Source organism: Microbacterium sp. NPDC057659, from assembly GCF_042799915.1.
Lineage (GTDB): Bacteria > Actinomycetota > Actinomycetes > Actinomycetales > Microbacteriaceae > Microbacterium.
This window is the reverse complement of sequence record NZ_JBHVHU010000005.1, coordinates 135,823-161,440: the sequence shown is the minus strand read 5'-3', so window position 1 is coordinate 161,440 and position 25,618 is coordinate 135,823. Positions and strand designations below refer to the sequence as shown.

The window sequence follows — 25,618 nt, the reverse complement described above, 5'->3', positions numbered from 1 at the left end:
CACAGACACCCCGGGGCCCCCCCGCCCCGTTGGCGGAGGCTTTCCGCGGAACCGTCCGACATCTGGCGTGTCGGCCCCCTTTTCGTGCCCGCGAGAGGGTCGAGAGGCGGGTGGAGGAGGGCTGGTGTCCACGTCAACATCCGTGTACTGTATGCAATATCCAATTTTGACGAGGAGGTCAGGATGAAGCGACGCGGAATGCTCGCAGTGGCGATCACTGCGACGGCGGCCATGGCCCTGTCGGGATGCGCCTTCGGAGGCGGAGCACCCGCCGGGAGCGGAGATGCGCTCAAGAAGGACGGCGGCGCCACCGGCACGATCACCATCTGGTCCTGGGATGTCGCGGCCACGGCGCTCAAGCGCCTGGGCGCGGACTACGAGAAGGACCACAAGGGCGTCACGATCAAGGTCGTCGACATCGGCTACGACAACGCCTACGACAAGATCTCGGTCGGGCTGCAGGCCGGCACCGGTCTGCCCGACATGATCACGCTCGAGACCGACCACAACCAGAGCTACATCACCCAGTTCCCGAAGGGCTTCGCCGACCTCTCGCCGGTGCTCGGCAACCAGAAGGCGGACTTCGACCCGTTCAAATGGGACACCGGCACCGACAAGGACGGCAAGCTGCGCATGGCGCCGTGGGACTCCGGCACCGTCGGCCTGTTCTACCGCACCGACTACTTCGAGCAGGCGGGAGTCGACCCCGCATCCATCAAGACCTGGGACGACCTGGTCGCAGCGGGCGAGACGATCAAGGCCAAGAGCGGCCACACGCTGCTCACCGCCGACCTGTCGGCGGGCGGCCCGTTCTCGATGATGCTGCAGCAGCAGGGCCAGGGCCTGTTCAACGCCGACGGCGACATCACCGTGAACACCCCCGAGGCCGTGCAGACGCTCACCCTGCTGCAGGACATGCAGAAGAAGGGCCTGATCAAGAACGCCAAGGGCTGGGACGCCAGCGTCACCAGTGCAAAGGACGGCGACTCGGCCGTCACCCCCGAGGCCGTCTGGTGGATCGGCACGCTCGAGGGTGAGGCGCCGGAGCTGTCCGGCAAGTACGCCGTGCAGGATCTGCCGCTCTTCGGCGCGGACAGTGCCCCGACCTCGAACAGCGGCGGCTCTGGCCTTGCGATCCCGACGCAGGCGAAGAACCCGCAGCTCGCCGCCGACTTCATGGACTACGTGCTCGCGAACAGCGACAACCAGGCGAGCATGATGAAGGAGGAGGGGCTGTTCCCCGCCTACCTGCCCGCGCTGAAGTCGGACTTCTTCCAGCAGTCGAGCGACTACTTCAGCGGCCAGAAGGTGTTCCAGACCTTCGCCGATCTGACGCCGAAGATCCCGTCCATCACGTTCACCTCAGACCAGTCGGTCGCATCCGACGCGGTCTCGAACGCCGTCGCCGCGGCCGTGCTCAACGGCGAGGACCCCAAGAAGGCGCTCGACGACGCGGCATCCCAGATCGCGAACTCGACCGGCCGGAAGATCGCCGGCTGACATGAGCGTCGCCAGTCCGACCCGGAGCCGCGGCGCGGACCGCCGCGGCTCCGGCGCACAGACGGATGCCGGTGGTCCAGGCCCCCGGGCATCCCGATCCAGCCGGCGGTTCGCCGCGCGCATGCACCGGCCCGGCATGTGGTTCGCCCTGCCGGCCGCCGCCCTGCTGGTGATCTTCTTCGCCTACCCGCTCGCGGTCTCGCTGCTGCAGAGCTTCTTCAAGACCTCCGGTGGGGTGTCGACGTTCGTCGGCCTCGACCAGTACGCCCGGATGTTCCGCGACCCGCTCGTGATCAAGAGCCTGGGCAACGCGCTGCTGATCCTCGTCGTGCAGGTGCCGATCATGATCGCGCTCGCGGTCGGACTCGCCTATCTGCTGAACCAGGCCTGGTTGCGGTTCCGCTCCGGATTCCGGCTGATCACCTTCCTGCCCTCGATCACCACCCTGGTCGCCTACTCCGTCGTGTTCCGGGTGATCATGACCACCGACGGCGGCATGCTCAACCAGTTCCTCGCCCTTTTCGGGGCCGGTCCCATCGACTGGCTGAACAACGAGTTCTGGGCGCGCGTGGCGGTCATCGCCTCGATCACGTGGCGCTGGACCGGCTACAACATGGTCATCATCCTGGCCGGTCTCCAGGCGATCCCCGCCGAGCTGTACGAGGCGGCGCGCATCGACGGTGCCGGCCGCTGGCAGACCTTCTGGCACGTGGTGGTGCCGCAGCTGCGCCCGGTGCTGATCTTCACGACGGTGACGTCGACGATCGGTGCGCTGCAGCTCTTCGACGAGAACTTCATCCTCACCGGCGGCGGCCCGAACAACGCGACTCTCACTCCGGTGCTCTACCTCTACAAGATCGGCTTCCAGCAGTTCGACTTCGGGTACGCGAGCGCCCTGGCGTGGATGCTCGTCATCCTCACCGGCATCATCGCCGTGATCCAGTTCCGCATCATGAGGGAGAAGCCATGACCACGCAGCTGATCACGACCGGCCGCGCGCGTCGGAGCGGGATGCCGGATCGCCGGCGCGGTGAGCCGCTGATGCGGCGCATCATCCTGCGCAGCCCGGTCTACCTGGTGATGATCATCGCCAGCGTGCTCGCGCTGATCCCGTTCCTGTGGATGGTCATCGCCTCGACGCACAAGACCAGCGACCTGTTCGTCACGCCGCTGCCGCTGCTGCCCGGCGGCGAGTTCTGGGAGAACCTGGGCCGGCTGCAGGAGAGCATCGGGTTCGGTCAGGTGATGCTGAACAGCGTGCTGGTGGCCGTGCTCTACACGGTCTTCAGCTCGATCATCAGCGTGATGTGCGGCTACGGTCTGGCGACCTACCGGTTCCGCGGTCGCGGTGTGCTGCTGGGCGTCATCCTCGTCACGATGATGATCCCGATGCAGGTTCTGCTGGTGCCGCTGTTCCAGATGATGGCCAGCGCCGGCTGGATCGACACCTATCAGGCGCTGATCATCCCGTTCCTCGGGAACGCGTTCGGCATCTTCCTGATGCGACAGGGGTTCCTCGATTTCCCGACCACGCTCATCGAGGCGGCGCGCATCGACGGAGCCTCCGAGCTGCGCACCTTCTACCGGATCGTGCTGCCGGTGGCGAGGCCGCAGATCGCCGCGCTGATCATCTACACGTTCATCAGCCAGTGGAACTCGTTCATCTGGCCGCTGCTCATGCTGAACAGTGAGGACAAGTACACGATCCCCGTCGCGCTGAACACGATGATCGGGCTGAGCCGCGTGGACTACTCCGGGCTGATGCTGGGATCGCTGCTGGCCACGCTGCCGCTGTTCATCCTGTTCCTGGTGTTCCAGAAGCAGTTCGTCGCCGGCCTGCTCGGCGGCGCGGTCAAGGGCTGAGCGCTGGGCGGGTTGTCGGGAGTGATCGCTCCCGGCAGCCCGCCATGGTCGGGCTCAGGCCTCGAAGTACGCGCTGGAGGAGTTGTCGAGGATGCGGCGCATGCCCTGCATCCAGTTCAGCTTGAGAGCCTCGACGGCTCGCGGGACGTCGCCGTCGGCGAGAGCGTGCGCGATCGCGGCGTGCTCGGCGGCGACGCGGTCGACCTTGACGTCATCGGCGACCAGCAGAGCCTCGTAGCGGTGGAACGAGCCGCGGACGCTCTCGATGACGTCGAGCAGCCGCTTGTTCGGGCACACCGAGAGCATCAGGGCGTGCCACTCGTCGTCCTTGGTCATCACCAGTGAGTGCTCGACGTGCTCGTCGGTGAACGCCTCGGCGAGCTCGACCAGCCGCGCGCCGACGCTCCTCAGTCCGTCGACCGGGCTGAGCTCGAGTGCGAGGCTCTCCAGCGCGGCCATGACGGGGGCGAGGTCCTCGAACTCCCCGGCGCTGAGCGGCACGAAGCGGAAGCCCTTGCCGTTCTCGCTGGTGATCTGCCCCTCGGATTCGAGGGCGATGAGCGCCTCGCGCAGGGGAGTGCGACTGACGCCGAGCTCGCCGGCGAGCTGCACCTCGTTGATGCCCTCGCCGGGCTGCACCTGTCCGGTGCGCATGCGGGTGAGGAGCTCTTCGCGAACCTGCGAGCGCAGGTTCTTCCGTTCGATAGCCATGTGGTCCCCTTCGGCCTCCGGTCAGCCTACGGCTTGACCGGCTCCCGGATTCGCCATACGCTTGCTGTATACAGAATACATTGAACAGTGTTTCTGTCCAGACTCAGAGAGGAGAACCTTCGTGACCCAGCAGCGCGACGACGAGCGCATCCGGGAGGTCCGGATCGATTCCCTCGCCTTCGGCGGCGACTACAACCCCGACCAGTGGTCCGAGGAGACCTGGCTCGAGGACATCCGGCTCATGAAGGAGGCGGGCGTCACGATGGTGAGCCTGCCGATCTTCAGCTGGCCGCAGCTCGAGCCCGAGCCCGGCGTCTACGACTGGGGCTGGCTCGATCGCATCCTCGATCTGCTGCACGAGGCCGGCATCCGCATCGATCTGGCGACCGCCACCGCGACCCCGCCGTCCTGGCTGCTGCGCGCGCACCCCGAGATGGGGCCGTCCGACTCGGAGGGACACCGCCTGGAGTTCGGCTCGCGGCAGACCTACTGCCCGTCCTCGCCGATCTGGCGCGAGAACGTCGCGCGGATGACCCGTGCGATGGCCGAGCGCTACGGTGAGCACCCCGGCCTTGCGATGTGGCACATCTCGAACGAGTACGGCGACCACATCTCGCGCTGCTGGTGCGACGAGTCGGCCAGGCACTTCCGCCGATGGCTGAAGGACCGCTACGGCGACCTCGACGGTCTGAACGAGGCCTGGGGCGTCAACGTCTGGGGCCAGCGCTACACCTCGTGGGACCACATCGAGACGCCGAAGAAGGCCCCGGGCCCGATCAATCCGACCAAACTGCTCGATTTCGAGCGGTTCTCGTCCGACGCCATGCTCGAACTGTTCCAGCTCGAGATCGACGTGCTCCGCGAGGTCACGCCCGACATCGCCGTGACGACGAACTTCATGAGCATGCTGCGCGATCTGAACTACTGGGACTTCGCGGCCGCCGAGGACATCGTCACCGACGACGCGTACCCGGAGCCCGCCGACCCCACGTCGCATGTCGGCGCGGCCCTGAACTACGGCTACATGCGCTCGCTCAAGGGCGGGCGGCCGTGGTTGCTGCTGGAGTCCTCGGCCAGCGCCACCAGCTGGCGCGACATCAACGTGCCGAAGGCGCCGGGCAAGATCCGTGTGGAGAGCCTGCAGACGATCGCGCACGGCTCGGACTCGGTGATGTTCTTCCAGTGGCGTCAGGCGAAGTACGGTCAGGAGAAGTTCCACTCGTCGATGCTGGGCCACCGCGGCGAGCGCTCGCGCAGCTACCAGGAGACCAAGGCCCTCGGGCTCGAGCTGAAGCGGCTCGAGCCGGTGCGCGGCAGCAGGGTGCGCTCGCGCGTCGCGCTCGTCATCGACCACGATTCCTGGTGGGGGTCGACGCAGATCGAGTCGCTGCCCTCGCAGCGGCTGCAATGGGCGCAGCAGGCCCGCGCCTGGCACCGCGGCATGTATTCGCTCGGACAGCCCGTCGACGCGGTGCGCGCCACCGGGCCGTTCGACAAGTACGACGTCGTGATCGTGCCGAACCTCTACATCGTCGAGCAGCCGCAGGCAGATGCGCTGCGCGCCTTCGTCGAGGGCGGCGGCCACGTCGTGGTCGGCCCGTTCTCCGGCGTGGTGGATGCCACCGAGAAGGTGCACGACGGCGGGGCCCCGGGCCCGCTGCGCGACCTGCTCGGCGTCGAGGTCGACGAGCAGTGGCCTCTCTCGGACGGCCTCGTCGCGAGCATCCGATACGGCGACCAGGACCTGGTCGTGCCGCACTGGAGCGAATGGCTCGAGTCGCACGAGGGCACCGAGATCCGCGGATGCTACGCCGGAGGCGTGCTCGACGGGCTGCCGGCGATCACGCGGCGGCGCGTCGGCGACGGCACCGCCTGGTACGTCAGCGCGATGCTCGAGTCCGAGGGACTGCTCACGGTGTTCCGCGACGTGCTCGGCACGGCCGGACTGCCCCTCCGTGCCGACGCCGATGTGAACGCCGAGGCGGTCACCCGCACCGACGGAGACACCGACTACACGTTCCTGCTGAACCACGGCACCGAGCCGATCGCCTGGAACGCGCACGGCACCGACCTTCTCACCGGGGCGGCCCACGACGGCCGCGTCGAGCTGGGCCCCTACGGCGTCGCGGTGCTCGCCGCGCCCCACGCCGACGACATCCCGTTCCCCGAACTCTTGACCGCAATCACATCCGTGAAGGAGCAAGCATGACGACTGCCTACGTGCATCCGTACATCCCCAACACGGCGCCCGAGACGCGAGCGGCGATGCTCGCGGCCACCGGTGCCGAATCCATCGAGGACTTCTACGCCGACGTTCCGGAATCGCTCCGTCTGCGGCGCCCGCTCGACATCCCGAAGGCACTGCCGGCCGAGCAGGACCTCGCCCGGCACGTCCGCGGCATCCTCTCCCAGAACCGCACGACCGAGGAGCGGCTCAGCTTCCTCGGAGCCGGGACATACAACCACTACGTCCCGGCCGTCGTCGACGAGGTGATCCGCCGCAGCGAGTTCCTCACGGCGTACGCGGGGGAGCCCTACGAGGATCACGGCCGCTTCCAGGCACTGTTCGAGTACCAGTCGCTGATGGCCGAGCTGCTCGCCATGGACGTCGTGAACGTCCCGACCTACGACGGCTATCAGGCCACTGCCACGGGCCTGGCGATGGCCGCCCGGCTCACCGGCCGTCGGCGCGTGCTCGCCGTCAGCGACGTGCTGCCCGAGAAGGCGTCGAAAGTGCACGACTACACCAGGTCCTACCTGGAGATCGAGCTGATCGGCACCAGCGGTGCGATCGCCGACATCGACACCCTGCAGGCCCGTCTCGGAGAGGATGTCGCCGCGGTCTGGGTGGAGACCCCGAGCTTCACCGGCGCGGTCGAGACGCAGCTGCAGCAGATCGCGGACGCCGCACACGCGGCCGGCGCGGTGCTGGTGGTCGGCACGGACCCGATCGGCTACGGCGTGCTCACGCCGCCCGCGCTGCAGGGAGCGGACATCGTCACCGGCGACATCCAGTCGCTCGGTCTGCACCAGTGGTTGGGCGGTGCGCACGCCGGGTTCATCGCCGTGCATGACGACCCGAAGTTCGTGATGGAGATGCCTTCGCGCCTGTTCGGCCTCGAGTCCACCGACGTGCCGGGGGAGTACGGCTTCGGCGACGTCGCCTACGACCGCACCTCCTTCGCGCACCGCGAAGAGGGGAAGGAGTGGGTCGGCACAGCGGCCGCACTCTGGGGCATCGCGGCCGGCGTGCATCTCGCACTGATGGGGCCGGCCGGCATGGCCGAGCTCGGCGAGCTGCTGCTGGCCCGCACCCGGTACGCGCAGCAGAAGCTCGCCGCCGTCCCCGGTGTGCGGCTCGGGGACGACGCACTGCATCTGCGCGAGTTCACCATCACGGTGCCCTCGGCGCCCGCGCTCGTCGAGGCGCTGCGTGCCGACGGCATCGAACCGGGCGTCGTCGTCGACGACCGCACGCTGCTGGTGTGCGTCACCGACGCCACCCCGGCATCCGACATCGACCGTCTGGCAGCCGCCGTCGCTGCGGCCATCGAGACCGAGGAGCAGGCGAAGTGAGCCTTCCCATCGCACCCAAGACCAGCCCGCGCCGGTTCCAGCAGGCCAGCTGGGACGAGCCCATCATCTTCGAGCTCTCCACCCCGGGCGAACGCGGCATCGCCGTCTCGCCGGTCGAGCCGGCCGTGCGCGACGCCGTCGGTGACGTCGTCGCCGACCTGCCGGAGGGGATGCGGCGAGCCGCCCCGCCCGCGCTGCCCGAGATCGCTCAGATGCGCGTGCTCAAGCACTACCTGCGGCTCTCGCAGGAGAACCTGGGCTCCGACCTCAACGTGGACATCGGCCAGGGCACCTGCACGATCAAGTACTCCCCGAAGATCAACGACCAGCTCATCGAGGTGCCGCAGCTGCGCGCACTGCACCCCGCGCAGGATCCGGCGGACACGCAGGGTGCGCTGGAGATGATCTGGCGTCTCGAGCAGCTGATGGCCGAGATCTCCGGCATGGATGCCGTCTCGCTGGCGTCTCCGGGTGGATCCGCCGGTATCTGGACGAACATTGCGATGATCCGCGCGTACCACGAGTCGCGTGGTGAGGGCGAGCAGCGCGACGAGGTGATCACGACGATCTTCAGTCACCCGTCGAATGCCGCCGCGGCCAAGGTCGCCGGCTACAAGGTCATCACGATCTATCCCGACGCCGACGGCTACCCCGACCTCGCGGCGCTCAGGGCGGCGCTGTCGGAGCGCACCGCAGCCATCATGGTGACCAATCCCGAGGACACCGGCATCTACAACCCGGCGATCAGGGAGTGGGTGGACGCCGCCCATGAGGTCGGCGCCCTCGCCTCCTACGACCAGGCGAACGCGGCGGGGATCCTCGGGATCACCCGGGCCAGGGACGCCGGATTCGACGTGTGCCAGTTCAACCTGCACAAGACGTTCTCCGCCCCGCACGGCAGCGGTGGTCCCGGCGCCGCAGCGAACGCGGTCAGCGCCGCACTCGCGCCGTTCCTTCCCGGTCCGCGCGTGGAGAGGACCGGCAGCGGCTTCGTCGTCCGAGAGCCGGGCGCGCTGTCGATCGGGCACGTCGCTCCGGCCCACGGCGTCATCCTGCACATCGTGCGGGCGTACGCGTGGATCATGGCGCTCGGGGCGGAGGGCATGCTCACCGCCTCGCAGATCGCCGTGCTGAACAACAACTACCTGCTGAAGCGGGTGCTGGAGATCCCCGGCGCCTCCGCACCGTACGCGACGGGCCGGCGCCGAATCGAGCAGGTGCGGTACTCGTGGCAGGAGCTGTACGAGCAGACCGGCATCTCCTCGGAGGAGATCGGCATCCGCATGGCCGACTACGGCTTCCACTACTGGACGAGTCACCACCCGTACGTCGTGCCGCAGCCGTTCACCCTCGAGCCCACCGAGTGCTACTCGAAGGCCGAGATCGACGAGTACGTCGCGGCGCTGGCCGAGGTGGCCCGCGAGGCGCGCGAGACCCCTGAGGTCGTCCGCACCGCTCCGCACAACCAGACCGTGCACCACACCCACCACGACGACCTGGACAACCCGGAGCGCTGGGCCATCACCTGGCGCGCCTACCGCCGGAAGTATTTCGGCGAGATCCCGGCCGACTTCGCGGCATCCGTCTCGGAGGCCGTGAGCGCGTGATCGGTCTCGTCGTCAACCCCGTCGCCGGGATCGGCGGGCCCGCGGGGCTCGCCGGTTCCGACGGCGCGGATGTGCAGCGCTCGGCGCGCGAGCGGGGTTCCGCCCCGCGCGCCGGCCTGCGCGCGTTGACGGCGCTCGAGGTCGTCGCTTCGCGGCATCCAGGGGCGGTGCTCGCCACGGCATCCGGCGCGATGGGCGCGGACGCCGTACGGGCCGCCGGACTGGTGCCGTGGGTCGTGTACCCGCCCTGTTCCGAATTGTCTGACTCGCTGCATTCGAACGCAGGATCCGGCCAGTTGCGCGATACGACGTCGGGGACGGATGCCGCGGACACGGCAGCCGCCGTCGCGGCCCTCGCCGCCGCGGGTTGCGAGCTGATCCTCGTGGTCGGCGGCGACGGCACGATGCGCGACGTCGTCGACGGACTGGCCTCGGTGCGGACACAGGGAGACGGGCCAGCAGACGGATACGTCGGCGTGTCCGCCGACATCCGTGAATCGGTCCTGCATCCGTCCCGTGCAGAGGAGCGGATGCCGGCGGTGCTGGGCATCCCCGCCGGCGTGAAGATGTACTCGCCGGTGTTCGCGGTCAGCCCGCGGGCTGCCGGCTCCGTGGCATCCGAATGGCTGAGCCGCGGCGGACTGCCGGCGACCGAGCGCGAGGTGCTCGACATCGACGAGGAGCAGATGCGACGGGTGCGCGTGTCCCCGACCCTGTTCGGCACGCTGCCTGTCCCTGTCGTTCCCGGCCGCACCCAGGCGCGCAAGGCTGCGACGCCCGCGAGCGAGCAGGCGGCCGTCGCCGCGGCGGCGCGCGGCGTGGTCGCGCGCCTCGAGCCCGGGGTGCGATACCTGCTCGGACCCGGCGGCACGACCGCCGAGGTCGCCCGCATCCTCGGCATCCGCTCGACGGCGCTCGGCGTCGATGTGATCCGCGACGGCGAACTGCTGGCCACCGCGGCCTCCGAGCAGCAGCTGCTCGACGAGATCGCGCAGGGCCCCGCGAAGGCCGTCGTCACCGTGATCGGCGGGCAGGGATTCCTGCTCGGCCGTGGCAACCAGCAGCTCTCCGCCCGGGTCATCCGGGCTCTCGGCGACGACCCGCTGCTCGTCGTCGCCCCCGAGCAGAAGCTCATCGACCTCGGCGGGAGTCCACTCATCGTCGACACCGGAGCCCCCGACCTCGACGCGCGGCTGGCGGGGCATATCCGCATCGTGACCGGGGCCTCCACCACCGCCTTCTACCCCGTCGCCGCCCCCGAGCGGCTCTACGAAACCGTCTGAAAGGATCAACCATGACTTCCGAGAACACTGCAGGGCGCCTGCAGAACAAGAACGCCATCGTCACAGGCGGGGCCGGCGGCATCGGCCGCGCCACATCGCTCGCCTTCGCCGCGGAGGGCGCGTCGGTGGCCGTCGTCGACCTCAACGCGGATGCCGCGGAGGCTGTCGCCGAGGAGATCCGCGCCGCAGGCGGCACGGCGATCGCGCTCGCCGCCGACGTGTCCAGCGAGGCGGACATCGAGCGGGTCGTGGCATCCGTCGTCGAGGAGCTCGGCGGCATCGACGTCGTCTTCAACAACGCCGGCATCATCCGCCGTACGACGGCCGTCGAGATCACGGTCGAGGAGTGGGATCGCGTGTTCGGCGTGAACGTGCGCGCGATCTTCCTGATGTGCAAGCACGTCGTGCCGATCATGGCCGCGAACGGCGGCGGATCCATCGTCAACACGGGCTCGGGCTGGGGCCTCAAGGGCGGCGGCCAGGCCATCTCGTACTGCGCGTCGAAGGGCGCCGTGGTGAACATGACCCGCGCGCTGGCGATCGACCACGGGCCGCAGGGCATCCGCGTGAACTCGGTGAACCCGGGTGACGTCGACACCGGCATGCTGCGTGACGAGGCCAAGCAGCTCGGGCAGGACCAGGCCGGATTCCTCGCCGAGGCGGCCGAGCGCCCGCTGAACCGCATGGGTCAGCCGAGCGAGATCGCCGCAGCCGTGGTGTGGCTGGCCAGCGACGAGTCGTCGTACGTCACCGGCTCGGCCCTCGTGGTCGACGGCGGCGGCATCGCCTGACGAGTTTCCGGGATCCGGCCCTGCGCACTTCGGCCCCCGGTTCGTGCCTGCCCGTCACTTCATCTGGACCAGCTGGATGAGGTTGCCGCAGGTGTCGTCGAAGACGGCGACGAGGGCTGTGCCGATGTCGGTGGGCTGCTGCGTGAACACCACGCCGAGGCCGGTCAGACGCTCGTGCTCGGCGGCGAGGTCGTCGACGGCGAACTGCGCGAGCGGGATGCCGTCCTCGACGAGTGCGTCGCGGTAGGGCTTCACGGCCGGGTGGTCGGACGGCTCGAGCAGCAGTTCGGCGCCGCCCTCCGGCGAGGTGACGGTCAGCCACGCCGCCTCTCCGATCGGGATGTCGTGGTGCTTCTCGAAGCCGAGGACGTCGGTGTAGAACGCGAGCGCGCTGCGCTGGTCGTTCACGAAGATGCTGGTCAGTTCGATCCTCATGAGGGTGTTCTCCTTGTGATCGGCCACCGCTCGGCGATCCGGGCGATGGGTTCGGGGTGGAAGTAGTGGAACTTCGAACGACCGCGTCGCTCGGTCGAGATGAGCTCGGCGGCCTCGAGCACGGTCAGGTGCTGCGACACCGCCTGTCGGCTGGAGGTCACGCCGTGCCGCATCGTGAGCGTGGAGCAGATCTCGAACAGCGTCTGACCGTCGCGCTCGGACAGGGCGTCGAGGATGAGCCTCCTCGTCGGGTCGTCGAGGGCGTGGAACAGATCGGACACGCGTCAATGATAGGCAAGTGGATGCTTGCATATCAAGAGGACGCCGGGCAGTATCCTGACGGCACGAGCGAGGAGGCTCTCATGGTTCCCGAGATCAACTACTGGGCGGTGCTGCTGGCGACCGTGTCGAGCATGGTGGTGGGGGCGATCTGGTACGCCCGGCCGGTGATGGGCGAGCGCTGGGCGAAGCTCGCCGGCGTGAACCTCGACCAACCCGCGCGCGGACCGCTGTGGCCGATGATCACGACCGTGATCGTGAGCTTCATCACGGCCTGGGTGCTCGCCGGGGCCGCATCCATCTCATGGCACTTCTACGAGGGCTCATACCTGGGAGCCGCCGTCGCGACCTCGATTGTGCTGTGGGCCGGCTTCACGGCCGCGCGCTTCATCACCCACGACGCGTTCGAGGGGCGCTCGACCAAGCTCACGACGCTGAACATCGCGCACGAGCTGATCACTGTGGTCGTGATGGCCGTCATCATCGGAGTCTGGCCGCCGCCGATCTTCTGATCCGCAGTCAGAGCGGCCGGATCTCCTCCACCGTCGTCCGCGTCGTGCCGGCATCCGTCCGGACCTCGTACCGCACGGGCATACCCGGATGCCCGGGCGAGAACCAGAACGTGGCGGGCGGCTCGCCTGTCGCGGCCGTGTCGTAGCGTCGGCACTCCAGGCGTCCGAGCGGAAGATCGATCTGCTCGATCGACGCCGCCGTGCCGTCGATCGGGAACGCGGCGTGCCCCTGCAGCTCGTGCCAGGTCACTCGAATCGAGGAAACCTCGTCGGGGGCATCCGCCCGCCACTGCTCCAGCGTCGCGCCTTCGTCGTCGCCGTCGACGAACGCGTTGAACCGCTTGTACGCCGTGCCGTCGGGCAGCTCCACCAGCATCCTGATCAGCAGGCCCGCGCGGGAGGCAGCGCGGATCTCGCCGGCCGTGAACGGCGTGGGCAGCAGGCCGGGGCCCAGCACGCGATCATCGGATGCCGTCACATACCCATTCTGCGCTCGCGAGGACCGCAGGCGACACCCTGTACGGTGCGCGGATGCAGACGTCGGGTCAGGCCGCGACGCGGACGACGGCCTCGATGGCCGACGTGAAGAAGCCGAGGCCGTCGACGCCGGAGCGCATCGCCGAAGCCGTGTCGGGGCCGAAGCCCGGCTCGGTGGCGTGCTCGGGGTGCGGCATGAGGCCCACGACGTTGCCCGCCGGGTTGGTGATGCCGGCGATGTCGCGCAGCGATCCGTTCGGGTTCACGCCGGCGTAGCGGAAGGCCACAAGCCCCTCGCCCTCGAGGCGGTCGAGCGTGTCCTCGTTGGCGATGTAGCCGCCCTCGCCGTTCTTCAGCGGGATGACGATCTCCTGGCCCTGCTCGAACGCCGAGGTCCACGCCGTCGAGGAGTTCTCGACCGTCAGCCTCTGGTCGCGGCGGACGAAGTGCTGGTTGTCGTTGCGGATCAGGCCGCCGGGCAGCAGATGCGCCTCGACCAGCATCTGGAAACCGTTGCAGATGCCCAGGACGGGCATGCCGGATGCTGCGGCATCCTTGACCTCGGTCATGATCGGCGAGAGCGCGGCGATCGCGCCGGAGCGCAGGTAGTCGCCGTAGCTGAAGCCGCCGGGCAGCACCAGCGCGTCGACGCCGTCGAGGTCGTGCGAGCCGTGCCAGAGGGCGACGGGCTCGGCGCCGGCGATGCGGATCGCGCGCTGCGCGTCGCGGTCGTCGAGCGAACCGGGGAAGGTGATGACCCCGATGCGAACGGTCATTCGACGACCTCGATGCCCACGACATCCTCGATCACGGAGTTCGAGAGCACCTCGTCGGCGACGCGCTTGGCCTCGGCGAGGAGCTCGTCTGTGACCTCGCCCTCCACGGCGAGCTCGAAGCGCTTGCCGATGCGGACGCCCTCGAAGCCTTCGATCCCGAGACGGGAGAATGCGCCGGACACGGCCTTCCCCTGCGGGTCGAGAAGTTCGGCCTTGGGCATGACGTCGACGACGATGGTGGGCATAGCAGGCTCCGAGTGTCGCGGGCGGGGATGCGATAAGTCTATCGCCCGGCGAACGGAGTCCGTCCGGGCGGATGCCGCACCCCCCGATGTGCATCCGCCCGGACCGGATGAGCGATCCCCACGCTCGTCGTCCCGCGGCGGAGGGGCCGTGCAGGACGCGATCCCCTGCCTCGAGGCTAGAGTCTTCGGCAGGTGCTCGCACCGTGGAGAGCGGGAGGGGCTCGTGCTCTCCAACACCGGAGGGGGAATCATGAAGCTCAGCGAACTCGTCGAGCGGACCGGTGTCCCGTCATCGACGCTCAAGCACTGGATCCGCGTCGGACTTCTGCCGTCCGGCCGACTGCGGAACAAGACGACGGCGGTCTACGACGAGCGGCACGTGGATCGGGCGCTGCTGATCCTGCTGATGCGCGACGAGTACCGGGCATCCGTCGAGCAGATCCGCGCGCTCACTTCACTGATCGACGGGGGCACGAGCACTCTCGAGGTCATGAACGCGTGTCAGGCGTTCGCGCTCGGCACGCCGGACGGCAGCGCCGCCGACCCTGCGCTCGCGGAGTATCGCGAGCGCACCTACGAACTGATGCGGCGCCGTGACTGGCGCGGGTACCCCGGTGCCGCGGAACAGGGACTCGTGCACGCGCTGTCGACGGCCTCGCAGGTGGGACTCGATTACGACGTCGACACGCTCATGGCCTACGCGGACGCCCTGGAGCCGCTCGCCGCGCACAACGTGACGGCCCTCGGCCCCACCGGGTCGGCGGACCAGATCGCCAGACGGATGCTGGTGGCGATCAACGCCCGTGCCCGGCAGCTGGTCGCGGTGAGCAGTCTCGCGCATGCGGCGGTGTCGATCCGTGAGGCCATCGCCAGGGGCGATGCGCCGGAGGACCTGGCGAGGCCGCCGGCCCGCGGCTGAGCAGGCTCAGGACCGGAAGACGGTGTGCAGGTCGCCGATGCGGTCGCGACCGCCGAGGCCGTCGATCTCGAAGAGCACCGAGATGCCCGCGAGTCGGTAGCCGAGCCGGTCGACGATCGTGCGGCCGGCCTCGAGCGTTCCGCCGGTGGCCAGCACATCGTCGATGAGCAGCACGCGAGACCCGGCGGGCAGGTCGTCGTGCATCTCGACGGTCGCGGTGCCGTACTCGAGGTCGTAGTCGACGGATGCCGCGGGGCGCGGCAGCTTGCCGGCCTTGCGGATCGGCAGCATCCCGACGCCGGCCGTCACCGCGGCGGCCGCGGCGAGGATGAAGCCGCGCGCCTCGATGCCGGCGACCACGTCGAACTCGCCCGCGAAGGGGGCGACCAGCGCCTCGGTCGTCACGCGCAGCGCCTCGGCATCCGCCAGCAGGGGCGTGATGTCGCGGAACAGGATGCCCGGCTTCGGGTAGTCCGGAACGGAGCGGATCAGGGATTCGGCGCGGGACAGGGCGTCTGAGGTCACCGGTCAAGGGTACGCCGGGCATCATCCGGCTCGCACGACGAGTGGATGGGAGCGCTCCCATGATGGCATCATGGGAGGTATGACTCGTGAGTTCCCCGGCGGTTTCCTGTTCGGCGCCGCGACCGCGGCCTACCAGATCGAGGGCGCCGCATTCGAAGACGGCCGCACCGCCTCGATCTGGGACGCCTTCGCCCGCGTGCCCGGCGCCGTCATCAACGGCGAGACCGGCGACGTCGCCTGCGATCACTACCACCGGATGCCCCAGGACGTCGCGCTCATGAAGGGCCTCGGCCTGCAGACCTACCGGTTCTCCACCTCGTGGTCGCGGGTGCGCCCCGACGGCGGCGCGGCTAACCCGCTGGGCGTCGACTTCTACAGCAGGCTCGTCGACGAGCTGCTCGAGAACGACATCATGCCCTGGCTGACGCTGTACCACTGGGACATGCCCCAGGCCCTCGAGGAGCAGGGGGGCTGGACCAGCCGCGACACCGTGGACCGCTTCGTCGACTACGCGCTCACCATGCATGACGCGCTCGGCGACCGGGTGAAGACCTGGACCACCCTCAACGAGCCGTGGTGCGCATCGTTCCTCTCCTACACCGCGGGTGTGCACGCGCCCGGCCGCACCGACATCGGCGACGGCCTGCTCGCCGCGCACCACTTGCTGCTCGCACACGGCCGCACCGTGCAGGAGCTGCGCGCCCGCGACGCCGACCTCGACCTCGGCATCACCCTGAACCTCACCATCGCCGACCCGGCCGACGTCGACGATCCGGTCGACATCGACGCGGCCCGCCGCATCGACGGCCAGTTCAACCGCTGGTTCCTCGACCCGATCTTCGAGGGCGACTACCCGAGCGACATCGTCCGCGACATCCGCGAAGTCGATGCCGACGCGATCGCCCGCTGGCAGGGCGCCGTGCACGACGGCGACCTGGACATCATCTCCGCACCGCTCGACGCACTGGGCATCAACTACTACCACGGCGAGCTGCTGTCCGGGCATCCGCAGCAGGACGGACCGGCCAACGGGCCGCATGAGACCGAGGGGCAGCAGCGGCAGACGAAGTCGCCGTTCCCCGCGGATGCCGGGATCCACTGGGTCGAGCGGGGACTGCCGCGCACCGGAATGGACTGGGAGGTGCAGCCCGAGGGGCTCACCCGGCTGCTGCAGCGCGTGGCCGCCGACTACGCCGACGGCGTGCCGCTGTACGTCACCGAGAACGGTGCCGCCTACGACGACGTCGTCGAGGACGGCGAGGTGAGGGACGACGAGCGCACCGCGTTCGTGCGCGACCATGTCGCCGCCACGCTCGACGCGATCGAGGCCGGCGTCGATGTGCGCGGCTACTTCTACTGGTCGCTGATGGACAACTACGAGTGGGCGTGGGGCTACGACAAGCGGTTCGGCATCGTCCGCGTCGACTACGACACCCAGGAGCGCACCGTGAAGCAGTCCGGGCACGAGTACTCTCGGATCATCGCCGCGCGGGCGGTCTGAGTCGCGCGGGCACGGGGGAAGGACGCCGGATGGCACGACCGACGATCGAAGAGGTCGCTGCCGAGGCGGGCGTCTCGCGATCGACCGTGTCCCGGGTGGTGAACGGCTCGTCGGCGGTGAGCCCTGAGGCGCTCGAGGCCGTGCAGGACGCCATCCGCCGGCTGAACTACGTGCCCAACCGCGCTGCGCGCACGCTCGCCAGCAGGCAGACGCACGCGATCGCGCTGGTCGTGCCAGAGGACACCACGACGTTCTTCGGCGACCCGTTCTTCGCGGCGGTGGTGGCAGGCATCAGCGCCAGGATCACGAAGTCCGACTACGTCCTGAACCTGCTGATCGCCAGCGACGACCCCGGCGACAAGATGACCAGCTTCGTGCGCAACGGCGGTGTGGATGCCGCGATGATCGTCTCGCACCACACCAGCGACACCTTCGTCGACCGCATCGCCGAGGCCGTGCCCGTCGTGTTCGGCGGTCGCCGCGCCGTCGAGCGCGACACGGACTACGTCGTCGACGTCGACAACGTGCTGGGCGGCCGCCAGGGCACCCAGCGGCTGCTCGACCGCGGGAGCCGGCGGGTCGCGACCATCACCGGACCGCCCTCGATGCCGGTGACCTTCGACCGCCTGCAGGGATTCCGCGAGGCGCTGGCGGATGCCGGGCTCGAACCCGTCGCCGAGGAGGCGGGGGACTTCTCCGAGGCATCCGGCGCGGCGGCCGCGCGGCGACTGCTCGAGCTGCCCCAGCCGCCGGACGCGATCTTCGTGGCATCCGACCTGATGGCGCGCGGTGCCTACGGCGTGCTGCGCGCGGCCGGCCTGCGCGTGCCCGATGACGTCGCCCTGGTCGGATTCGACGACTCGCAGGTCGCCGTCGAACTCGACCCGCCGCTGACCACGGTGCGGCAGCCGATGTTCGCGCAGGGTGAGGCGATGGCCTCGGTGCTGATCGATGTACTCGCCGGCGAGGATGCTCCGCACCACACCGTCCTCACCACGGAGCTCGTCGTCCGGGCATCCGCCTGAGCGGCATTCCGGTCGTTGAGCGAGCGACGAAGGAGCGAGACGAAACGCCTCAGGTGACCTGAAGGCGTCTCGTCCCGGTCGCAGGCTCCCTCGCTCAACGACCGGACGGAGGTGTCAGTTGCCGTAGAGGGCGACGACGCCGGCGCGGTCGGTGCTCGTCATGGACAGGTCGTCCGAGCTGCCGTTGCACTGCGGGTAATGCATGATCGACGACGAGTCGTACGGCGTGAGCGGACGCCAGTTGTTGTCCTCGAAGCAGGTGCCCGACTCGGGGCGGGTGTGCTCGTGCCGGAAGCCGAGGGTGTGTCCGAGCTCGTGGCCGAGGATGTTCGTCGGCGTCCAGGAGCCGGAGGTCCAGATCGAGTCGTCGACCAGCACGTTCATCTGGCGATCCGGCGTGCTGGGGAAGAACGCCCGGGCGATGTACTGCGAGGTCTGCACCGGCTCGACGGAGAACAGCACCGACTTGTTGCGGGTGGTGCAGTTGCCGTCCGCGCTGGGCACGTACTTGAAGTCGATCTTCGACGAGGCGGCCTCCCAGAGGCCGGCACCGCTGGCCATGGCGGCGACGATGTCGTCGTGCCTGGCGCCGAACTTCGTGCTCACGCAGTAGGTGAGGTTGCCGACCTGCGAGAGCGACCACTTGTCGTCCGCGCCGTTCACCGTGTTGACGATGAGGCCGTCGGTCGGCGTCTGGGGGCCGACCAGCTTGTTGTAGAACACGCGCAGGTCGCCCTGCGTGGAGATCAGCTCGTCGCCGTTGACGACGTAGCCGCCGTCGACATCGCGATACGTGGAGGACGCGAACTCCTGATAGCTGGGCGCGCCGGAGTCGGCTTCGACCGAGGCGGAGGCCGGGATACCGGCGCCGAGGCTGATCGCGGCTGCCGCGGTGGCGGCGAGCGCGAGTGTTCTGGTGAATCGCATGCACTGCTCCTTCTGGGGTGAGCGAATACCCCTCGCCAGGTCGGCGAGCGGACCACGGATCCGCGGGACGGGCGACCTTGCGCCGTCTGCGTGCTCCGAAGCCCGCTCAAGGTAGCGAGCCTTTTTGGACAGTGTCAATAAATAAATTCGGATGCATGGAGCGCGGCATCCGTAGCCGAACGGATGATGCCGCGCGGGGCGCGGCCTCCGTAGGCTGTGGCCATGACCACACCGGCGGCATCCGAGAGCGACGGCGTGCGCGGCATCCTCGCGCCGGTCCGGTTCGGACCCGCGCTGCAGGTGGTGCTGATCGTTCTGATCGCCGTCAGCGCCGTTCGCTACGTGCTGCGGCACGTGATCGGCGAGGCCGAGCGGGGCCCGTCCGGGGCGATCGTGCTGACCGGGGCCGTGCTGCTCGCGGTCGTCGCGCTGCTGCAGCGGTTCGTGCCCCGTCGCGGCGCATGGCCGGCGGCGTGGACGCTCGTCGTCTGCGTGCTGTGGGCGGTGCTCACCCTGATCGCGCCGTCGTTCGCCTGGTGCGCCGTTCCGCTGGCGTTCGCGGTGCTGCAGATCCTGCCGTTCTGGCCGGCCACCGCCGTCGTCACCGGGATGACAGCGGTCGTGATCGTCGCCGAGCTGCGTATCGCCGCCCAGTTCGACCCGACGATCGTCGCCGGCCCCATCGGCATCGCGTTCGCCACGATCGTGGCGTACCGCGCCCTGGATCGCGAGGCGACCGCCCGCCAGCAGCTGCTCGACGAGTTGACCTCGACCCAGGCCGACCTGTCGGCCGCGCAGCACCGTGCCGGCGCGCTCACCGAGCGGGCCCGGCTGTCCCGTGAGATCCACGACTCGGTCGGGCAGGACCTCTCCAGCATCAACCTGCTGCTGCAGGCGGCCGAGCAGGGGTGGGAGCGCCGCCCCGATGCCGCACGCGACCAGGTGCGGGCCGCCGCCGACACCGCGCGCTCCGCCCTCGACGAGGTGCGCCGCGTGGTGCGCGACCTCGCGCCCACCGAGCTCGACGGCACCGCAGGCTCGCTGAGGGTCGCCGTCGAGCGGGTCGTGACGGATGCTGCGCAGCAGGGCCTCGCGGTCGAGTTCCGCAGCCACGGCGAGGCCGGCGACGTGCCGCTGCCCGTGGCATCCGCGATCATCCGCACCGTGCGCGGCGCGCTCGCGAACGTCGCCGAGCATGCGAAGGCGACGCGCACGGTGGTGAGCCTGACCGCACAGCCGGACGAGCTGCGGCTGGACATCCGTGACGACGGCGTGGGCTTCGACGCCCGCCCGGCGGCGCTGCGTGCCCGCGCGCAGCAGCGACGAAGCGCGGGCCGTGGCCGGGGCATCCAGGGCATCGAGGAGCGCATCGCGGCGCTCGGCGGCACCCTGACGATCGAGAGCGCACCGGGGGAGGGCACGACGCTGTCCGCCGTGTTCCCGGTGCACGAGGGGGAGAGATGACGCTGCGTCTGGTGCTGGTGGACGACCATCCGGTGGTGCGCGCCGGCCTGCGCGCGCTGGTCGAGTCGCAGGACGACCTGCGCGTGGTCGGCGAGGCCGGCGATGCCGATCAGGCCGTCGAGGTCGTGCAGGCGGAGCATCCGGACGTCGTGCTGATGGACCTCAGCATGGGTGAGGGCCCAGGCGGGATCGAGGCCACCGGCCGCCTGCGCGCGCTGGCCGAGCCGCCGGCGGTGCTGGTGCTGACCACCTATGACAGCGAGTCCGACATCCTGCGCGCTCTCGATGCCGGCGCAGGCGGCTATCTGCTGAAGGACTCCCCGCCTGACCAGTTGTTCGCCGGCATCCGCGCGGTCGCCGCAGGGCAGCCGGCGCTGGCGCCCTCGGTCGCCGCCGTGCTGATGCGCCGCGCGGCCTCGCCGGAGCCGCGCATGACCGAGCGTGAGGTCGAGGTGCTCGAGCTGCTGGCCGACGGCCTGGGCAACCGCGAACTCGCGAAGGTGCTCTTCGTGTCGGAGGCGACGGTCAAGTCGCACCTCTCGCACATCTACACGAAGCTCGGCGTCGACACCCGCGCCGGCGCGGTCGCCGCGGCGATCGAGCAGCGCATCATCCGGCGCTGAGCACGCCGTCGCCCCCGGCCCGCGCGGAGCCGGAGGCGACGGGAGCGGGTCAGCTGTTCTCGCCGACCACGTGGATCAGCTGCCTGGTCTGCGCGGCGATGGCCGTGCGCCAGGCGTCGAAGGTGTCGTCGCTGACGCCGAAGTCGGTCTCGAAGTTCTGCATGCCCGGCGTGTGGATGTGGCCGGCCGGGATGTCGAGGCCGAGCCTGTCGCGCAGCAGGGTGTTGCGGTACGCGGACTCGTTCGAGAGGTACGCGCCGCCTGCGCCGTTGCGCGAGCACGAGTCCGCCGGCGGCGGGGTCGGGGCGGAGGACGGCGGGTAGACCGTCTCGCGCTGATCGACGTTCGTGACCTCGGGCGAGCTGCAGTCCGCGAAGTACGAGTAGTTCGTGTTCCAGACCACGCCGAAGGCGACCGACTCGTCGGGCCAGGTGTCGCCCGGAGGGCGCGGGATGTCCGACCCGGTCTTCGCCGCGATCATCTGCTCGATCGGCAGCGTGGCCGAGGTCCACTGCGGCGGGTCGGTGAGCGTGTCGCCGCCGCCCCAGCGCTGCACCACCTGCGTGTTGCAGCCGATGTTGTCGACCGCCAGCTGCGGCACGCCGCCCACTGTCGGGCAGGGCGCATACCGGTCGTTGCCCACGGTGACCCCGTGATACCGGCCGTTCCACTGCTCCAGGTTGAACTGTGAGCCGCCGGCCTGACTGACCGTGATCGACGCGTCGAGGCCGCCCTTGCGGGCCTGCATGAGCGGGCCGACAGTGTCCTCGAGATAGCCGCGCTCGAACTCCGGATAGCTCACCGGCAGCGTGTAGGCCTGGAAGAACACCACAGTGCCGTCGGCGCCGACGTGCTTCGTGCCGTCGATGGAGAGGGCGGTCGCGCCGGACGGGTTGCCGTGCCGGATGTTGTTGCCCACGGTGCCCGCGGCGGGGCCGGTGGTGCCGCCGTCGAGCGTGTACGGGTCGAAGCCGCTGACGAGCACCCGCTTGACCCCCTTGCCCTGCGGGAACGAGATGTCCTTCATCCCGCGGGAGGCCTTGTCGAACGCCTCGACCAGGTCGGTGCGCTGGTCGGCGTCGAGGCCGAACGTGGCGTCCCACTGATGCAGCACGGCCATCGCCTCGATGCGGGTCCAGTACAGCGGACGGTCGTCACTCGCGGGCAGGTCGCCGGCGACGTCACCCTGTGACTGTGCGCGCGTGACCGCCTCCCGCCAGAGCTGCGAGCCCAGCTTCTCGGCGGTCGCGGTGGCCTGCGCGAGCGACTTCGTCCGGCACAGGCGGTCGGCGAACGACGAGGTCCAGTCGCCGAAGCCGCCGCCCTCGACCATGGTGCGGGCGAAGGTGCGGTCGGCCGGCCTGGTGGGGTCGGCGGCATCGGGGAGCACCGCGGTGAGGCGCGATTCCTCGACGGTGATCGGCAGTGCGGCGTCCGTGCATCCGTCCGGGGCGAGTGAGGCGATCGCCGCCGAGACGTCGGGGTCGGCGGGGATGAGCGCGGTCACGGACCGCGGACCAGCCTCGTCGGCCGGCGACGCCTGGGCGGCGGATGCTCCGGCGAGGAGGGCGATCGGTCCGAGGGCCACGGCGAGGCCCAGCGCGGCGGCGGTCATGCGGCGGCGTCCGCGTGCCGGGGGCCGATCGCTCGAGTGGGGCGCTTCCTGGGGAGGGGAGGCGTGCATGGTTTTCCTTCCGCGTTGAAGGGGACTGCTCTGACCTTCAACACGGTAGCGAATTGTTGAACAATTTCAAGAAGATTGTTCACCACTGTCGGGAACCGATCAGTTCTTGCCCATCCGGGCGAACGCGCCGAGCACGGTGCGCTCGGAACGGATCAGGTACTGCTCGAGCTCCTCCGCGGCCGCCTCGGGGCCGCGCTGCAGGAACGCGTCCAGCACCGCGCGGTTCTTCCGCACGAACGGCTCGTGCAGGGCGCGCGGATCGTCGATCTCGAGGAACGCCAGGCGCAGTTCGGCGGCCACGTCGCGATAGGTGCGCGCAAGGCGAGGGCTGTCCGCCAGAGCGACGATCGCGTCGTGGAAGGCCATGTTCGCGCTGCCGATCAGGCGCCAGTCGGTGCCGGCCAGATGCGACTCGGCGGCGTCCACGGCCGCGCGCATGAGTTCGACGGCCGGATGCTCGGGCTCCGCCTGCTGCAGTGCCGCGCACTCGATCACGCGGCGGGCACGGTAGATGTCGACCACGTCGGCCATCGAGGGCGACGCGACGGAGACCCCGCGGTGCGGCACGTGTTCGATGAGGCCCTGCTCGGCGAGTACCCGGAAGGCCTCGCGCAGCGTGTTCCGCGACACATCGAGGCGCTCGGCGAGCGCGGCCTCGGACAGCCGCGAGCCTGGCGCGAAGTCGCCGTCGATGATGCTCTGCCGCAGTACGTCGGCGAGCGGAGCCGCGTTGGTCATGGATCCAGGGTATGCGTCGAGCGAGGAGAAATATTGTTCAACAATCAATCTTTCCTTGCCCTACAATCGGGAGAACCCCTGACCGCCCACCAAAGACGATGGGATCCCCATGTCCGACTCCCCCCGCACTCCCGCGAGCACCGAAGACGCTGCACGCCTGGCCGCGACCAAGAAGCGCGTCGGCCGCAGCGCCGTCATCGGAGCGATCTTCCTGATGGCCACCAGCGCCATCGGCCCCGGATTCATCACTCAGACCGCCACGTTCACCGCGACCCTCGGCGCCTCCTTCGCCTTCGCGATCCTCATCTCGGTGATCATCGACATCGCCGTGCAGTTGAACGTGTGGCGCATGATCACCTCGTCCGGCAAGCGCGCCGGCGAGCTCGCGAACAGCGCCATCCCGTTCTCCGGCCACGTGATCGCCGTACTGGTGATCATCGGCGGCCTGGCGTTCAACATCGGCAACATCGCCGGTGGCGGGCTCGGTCTGAACGCGCTGCTCGGCATCGACCCGAAGCTCGGCGGCCTGGTCACCGCGGCGATCGCCATCGCGATCTTCCTCATCAAGAAGGCCGGGAAGGTGATGGACATCGTGCTCGTCATCCTCGGCATCGGCATGATCGTGATGACCGTCATCGTCGCGTTCATCGCGCAGCCGCCGGTCGGAGATGCGCTGCGCCAGACCTTCCTCCCCGACACCATCAACTTCGCCACGATCACCACGATCGTCGGCGGCACCGTCGGCGGCTACATCACGTACTCCGGCGCGCACCGGTACCTCGACTCCGGCAACACCGGCCCCGAGCACGCCGGCCCGGTGATGCGGGCGGCATCGAACGGCATCTTCGTCACCGGCATCATGCGGTACGTGCTGTTCCTCGCGATCCTCGGCGTCGTGGCATCCGGCGTCACCCTCGACCTGACCACGCAGGCGGCCAACCCCGCGGGCCAGGCGTTCGGCGCCGTGCTCGGCGACGCCGGCATGCGCATCTTCGGCGCGATCTTCTGGGCCGCCGCGATCAGCTCCGTCATCGGCGCCGCCTACACCTCGGCGACGTTCCTCTCCACGTTCCACAAGCGCTTCCTCGGCGGCTGGTCGCTGCAGTGGGCGACCGTGGTCTTCATCGTCGTCTCGCTGATCGTGTACCTGCTGATCGGCACAGCGCCGGCCGCGATCCTGGTGTTCGTGGGAGGCTTCAACGGACTGATCCTGCCGATCGGGCTCACGGTGTTCATGTACATCGGGTGGTTCCGCGCGGACCTGCTCAGCGTGAAGCGGTACCCGCGCTGGCTGCTCATCGCCGGCACGCTGGTCACCGCTCTCACCTGGTACATGGGTGCCGTGTCCATCGGCCCGATCTTCGCTTTCCTCGGGATAGGAGCATAGGAACATGGCATCCATCGACCTGAACTCGGACCTCGGCGAGAACGTGCCCGACCGTGTCGTGTCGGACGACGAGAGCATGCTCGCGATCGTCACCAGCGCGAACGTGTCGTGCGGGTTCCATGCCGGCAGCCCGGAGGGCATCCGGCGCACGCTCGCGGCGGCCGTCGCACACGGCGTCACGATCGGTGCACACCCCGGATACCGCGACTACGAGAACTTCGGCCGCACGAAGGTCGACATCGACTCCGCCACGCTGCAGGCGCACGTGGAGTACCAGCTCGGCGCCCTCGCCGGCCTGACGAAGGCGGTCGGCGGAGCCGTCGCCTACGTCAAGCCCCACGGCGCCCTGTACAACACGATCGCCCGCGACGAGCGGCAGGCGAAGGACGTCGTGGCGGCGATCCGCGCGATCGATCCGAGCCTGGTGCTGCTCGGCCTCGCCGGCGGTGTCGTGCTCGACGTCGCCGAGCGCGCGGGACTGCAGGTTGCGGCCGAGGCGTTCGCCGACCGCGCCTACCTGCCCGACGGGCAGCTGGTGTCGCGCACTGAGGAGGGCTCCGTGCTGCACGACGCGAGTGCCGTCGCCGAGCGGATGCTGCGCCTCGCCGAGTCCGGGGTCATCCGGGCCGTCGACGGCACCGACGTGCGCGTGGAGGCACAGTCGATCTGCGTGCACGGCGACAGCGAGGGGTCGATCGCGATGGCGGCCGAGACCCGCCGTCTGCTGGAGGCCTCCGGCGTGACGATCGCGCCGTTCGCCGGAGCGTGAC

At 69.5% G+C, this 25,618-nt stretch carries 26 protein-coding genes; 16 read left to right on the top strand and 10 right to left on the bottom strand.

Going from position 1 to position 25,618, the window contains the following annotated elements:
• The first annotated feature begins 183 nt into the window (after positions 1 to 183).
• Genes ACFVAE_RS18260 through ACFVAE_RS18250 form a run of 3 tightly spaced genes read left to right on the top strand, consistent with a single transcriptional unit; the run spans position 184 to position 3,363 of the window.
• Positions 184 to 1,500, top strand: a complete 1,317-nt coding sequence (locus ACFVAE_RS18260; RefSeq protein ID WP_378895407.1) for an ABC transporter substrate-binding protein — start codon at positions 184 to 186, stop codon at positions 1,498 to 1,500.
• A 1-nt stretch (position 1,501) separates the two neighbouring features.
• Positions 1,502 to 2,470 (top strand): carbohydrate ABC transporter permease, encoded by a 969-nt coding sequence (locus ACFVAE_RS18255; protein WP_378895404.1) that lies wholly within the window; start codon positions 1,502 to 1,504, stop codon positions 2,468 to 2,470.
• Positions 2,467 to 3,363 (top strand): carbohydrate ABC transporter permease, encoded by an 897-nt coding sequence (locus ACFVAE_RS18250; protein WP_378895401.1) that lies wholly within the window; start codon positions 2,467 to 2,469, stop codon positions 3,361 to 3,363. Before ACFVAE_RS18255 ends, ACFVAE_RS18250 begins: the two co-directional genes overlap by 4 nt.
• Before the next feature lie 54 nt (positions 3,364 to 3,417).
• Here ACFVAE_RS18250 and ACFVAE_RS18245 read toward each other — a convergent pair whose 3' ends face one another.
• On the bottom strand, positions 3,418 to 4,074 hold the full coding sequence (locus ACFVAE_RS18245) for a GntR family transcriptional regulator (protein ID WP_378895398.1): 657 nt from the start codon (positions 4,072 to 4,074) through the stop codon (positions 3,418 to 3,420).
• A 121-nt stretch (positions 4,075 to 4,195) separates the two neighbouring features.
• On the opposite strand from ACFVAE_RS18245, the gene ACFVAE_RS18240 reads away from it, so the two are divergent.
• The 5 genes from ACFVAE_RS18240 to ACFVAE_RS18220 are packed head-to-tail and all read left to right on the top strand — an operon-like array spanning position 4,196 to position 11,331.
• Positions 4,196 to 6,283, top strand: a complete 2,088-nt coding sequence (locus ACFVAE_RS18240) for a beta-galactosidase (protein WP_378895395.1) — start codon at positions 4,196 to 4,198, stop codon at positions 6,281 to 6,283.
• On the top strand, positions 6,280 to 7,650 hold the full coding sequence (gcvPA, locus tag ACFVAE_RS18235) for an aminomethyl-transferring glycine dehydrogenase subunit GcvPA (RefSeq protein ID WP_378895392.1): 1,371 nt from the start codon (positions 6,280 to 6,282) through the stop codon (positions 7,648 to 7,650). The genes ACFVAE_RS18240 and gcvPA overlap by 4 nt, the downstream gene beginning before the upstream one ends.
• A complete protein-coding gene (gcvPB, locus tag ACFVAE_RS18230; RefSeq protein ID WP_378895390.1) occupies positions 7,647 to 9,257 on the top strand; it encodes an aminomethyl-transferring glycine dehydrogenase subunit GcvPB in 1,611 nt (536 codons plus the stop codon). Before gcvPA ends, gcvPB begins: the two co-directional genes overlap by 4 nt.
• The gene (locus tag ACFVAE_RS18225; RefSeq protein ID WP_378895387.1) at positions 9,254 to 10,540 is read left to right on the top strand and encodes an ATP-NAD kinase family protein; all 1,287 of its coding nucleotides are present in this window, start codon (positions 9,254 to 9,256) and stop codon (positions 10,538 to 10,540) included. Before gcvPB ends, ACFVAE_RS18225 begins: the two co-directional genes overlap by 4 nt.
• An 11-nt stretch (positions 10,541 to 10,551) precedes the next feature.
• Positions 10,552 to 11,331 carry an SDR family NAD(P)-dependent oxidoreductase gene (locus ACFVAE_RS18220; protein ID WP_378895384.1) on the top strand — a complete coding sequence of 260 codons (780 nt, stop codon included), beginning with the start codon at positions 10,552 to 10,554 and terminating at the stop codon, positions 11,329 to 11,331.
• 54 nt (positions 11,332 to 11,385) lie between these two features.
• Here the strand turns inward: ACFVAE_RS18220 and ACFVAE_RS18215 are convergent, their stop codons facing one another.
• The gene (locus ACFVAE_RS18215; RefSeq protein ID WP_378895382.1) at positions 11,386 to 11,766 is read right to left on the bottom strand and encodes a VOC family protein; all 381 of its coding nucleotides are present in this window, start codon (positions 11,764 to 11,766) and stop codon (positions 11,386 to 11,388) included.
• A complete protein-coding gene (locus tag ACFVAE_RS18210; RefSeq protein WP_378895379.1) occupies positions 11,763 to 12,047 on the bottom strand; it encodes an ArsR/SmtB family transcription factor in 285 nt (94 codons plus the stop codon). The genes ACFVAE_RS18215 and ACFVAE_RS18210 overlap by 4 nt, the downstream gene beginning before the upstream one ends.
• Before the next feature lie 81 nt (positions 12,048 to 12,128).
• Between ACFVAE_RS18210 and ACFVAE_RS18205 the strand changes: the two genes are divergently transcribed.
• Entirely contained in the window at positions 12,129 to 12,557 is a 429-nt protein-coding gene (locus ACFVAE_RS18205) for a DUF1761 domain-containing protein (RefSeq protein WP_378895376.1), read from the top strand.
• A 7-nt stretch (positions 12,558 to 12,564) separates the two neighbouring features.
• On the opposite strand, the gene ACFVAE_RS18200 is transcribed toward ACFVAE_RS18205, so the two are convergent.
• The 3 genes from ACFVAE_RS18200 to purS form a co-directional block, all read right to left on the bottom strand.
• Entirely contained in the window at positions 12,565 to 13,035 is a 471-nt protein-coding gene (locus tag ACFVAE_RS18200; RefSeq protein WP_378895373.1) for a hypothetical protein, read from the bottom strand.
• A 67-nt stretch (positions 13,036 to 13,102) separates the two neighbouring features.
• Positions 13,103 to 13,810, bottom strand: coding sequence for a phosphoribosylformylglycinamidine synthase subunit PurQ (purQ, locus tag ACFVAE_RS18195; protein WP_378895370.1), 708 nt, complete (start codon positions 13,808 to 13,810; stop codon positions 13,103 to 13,105).
• On the bottom strand, positions 13,807 to 14,055 hold the full coding sequence (gene purS, locus ACFVAE_RS18190) for a phosphoribosylformylglycinamidine synthase subunit PurS (protein ID WP_157311246.1): 249 nt from the start codon (positions 14,053 to 14,055) through the stop codon (positions 13,807 to 13,809). The genes purQ and purS overlap by 4 nt, the downstream gene beginning before the upstream one ends.
• A gap of 250 nt (positions 14,056 to 14,305) precedes the next feature.
• Here purS and ACFVAE_RS18185 point away from each other — a divergent pair, with 250 nt between their 5' ends.
• On the top strand, positions 14,306 to 14,974 hold the full coding sequence (locus tag ACFVAE_RS18185) for a MerR family transcriptional regulator (RefSeq protein ID WP_378895367.1): 669 nt from the start codon (positions 14,306 to 14,308) through the stop codon (positions 14,972 to 14,974).
• A gap of 6 nt (positions 14,975 to 14,980) precedes the next feature.
• Here ACFVAE_RS18185 and ACFVAE_RS18180 read toward each other — a convergent pair whose 3' ends face one another.
• Complete coding sequence (locus tag ACFVAE_RS18180) at positions 14,981 to 15,499, bottom strand: adenine phosphoribosyltransferase (protein WP_378895364.1); 519 nt, start codon at positions 15,497 to 15,499, stop codon at positions 14,981 to 14,983.
• A gap of 79 nt (positions 15,500 to 15,578) precedes the next feature.
• Between ACFVAE_RS18180 and ACFVAE_RS18175 the strand changes: the two genes are divergently transcribed.
• Together ACFVAE_RS18175 and ACFVAE_RS18170 are read left to right on the top strand one after the other, a co-directional pair.
• Positions 15,579 to 17,000: a GH1 family beta-glucosidase gene (locus tag ACFVAE_RS18175; protein WP_378895361.1), complete on the top strand. Its 1,422-nt coding sequence runs from the start codon at positions 15,579 to 15,581 to the stop codon at positions 16,998 to 17,000.
• Between the two features lie 29 nt (positions 17,001 to 17,029).
• A complete protein-coding gene (locus tag ACFVAE_RS18170) occupies positions 17,030 to 18,025 on the top strand; it encodes a LacI family DNA-binding transcriptional regulator (RefSeq protein ID WP_378895358.1) in 996 nt (331 codons plus the stop codon).
• A 114-nt stretch (positions 18,026 to 18,139) separates the two neighbouring features.
• Here ACFVAE_RS18170 and ACFVAE_RS18165 read toward each other — a convergent pair whose 3' ends face one another.
• Positions 18,140 to 18,952 carry a peptidase M16 gene (locus ACFVAE_RS18165; protein WP_378895355.1) on the bottom strand — a complete coding sequence of 271 codons (813 nt, stop codon included), beginning with the start codon at positions 18,950 to 18,952 and terminating at the stop codon, positions 18,140 to 18,142.
• Between the two features lie 222 nt (positions 18,953 to 19,174).
• Between ACFVAE_RS18165 and ACFVAE_RS18160 the strand changes: the two genes are divergently transcribed.
• Positions 19,175 to 20,416: a sensor histidine kinase gene (locus ACFVAE_RS18160; RefSeq protein WP_378895353.1), complete on the top strand. Its 1,242-nt coding sequence runs from the start codon at positions 19,175 to 19,177 to the stop codon at positions 20,414 to 20,416.
• Positions 20,413 to 21,039 (top strand): response regulator, encoded by a 627-nt coding sequence (locus ACFVAE_RS18155; RefSeq protein ID WP_378895350.1) that lies wholly within the window; start codon positions 20,413 to 20,415, stop codon positions 21,037 to 21,039. Before ACFVAE_RS18160 ends, ACFVAE_RS18155 begins: the two co-directional genes overlap by 4 nt.
• A gap of 49 nt (positions 21,040 to 21,088) precedes the next feature.
• Here ACFVAE_RS18155 and ACFVAE_RS18150 read toward each other — a convergent pair whose 3' ends face one another.
• Together ACFVAE_RS18150 and ACFVAE_RS18145 are read right to left on the bottom strand one after the other, a co-directional pair.
• Complete coding sequence (locus ACFVAE_RS18150; RefSeq protein WP_378895347.1) at positions 21,089 to 22,654, bottom strand: hypothetical protein; 1,566 nt, start codon at positions 22,652 to 22,654, stop codon at positions 21,089 to 21,091.
• 168 nt (positions 22,655 to 22,822) lie between these two features.
• Positions 22,823 to 23,461 (bottom strand): GntR family transcriptional regulator, encoded by a 639-nt coding sequence (locus tag ACFVAE_RS18145; protein WP_378895344.1) that lies wholly within the window; start codon positions 23,459 to 23,461, stop codon positions 22,823 to 22,825.
• A gap of 109 nt (positions 23,462 to 23,570) precedes the next feature.
• On the opposite strand from ACFVAE_RS18145, the gene ACFVAE_RS18140 reads away from it, so the two are divergent.
• The gene (locus ACFVAE_RS18140) at positions 23,571 to 24,848 is read left to right on the top strand and encodes an NRAMP family divalent metal transporter (protein ID WP_378895341.1); all 1,278 of its coding nucleotides are present in this window, start codon (positions 23,571 to 23,573) and stop codon (positions 24,846 to 24,848) included.
• A 4-nt stretch (positions 24,849 to 24,852) separates the two neighbouring features.
• Positions 24,853 to 25,617, top strand: a complete 765-nt coding sequence (locus ACFVAE_RS18135; protein ID WP_378895339.1) for a LamB/YcsF family protein — start codon at positions 24,853 to 24,855, stop codon at positions 25,615 to 25,617.
• Position 25,618: the final 1 nt, after the last annotated feature.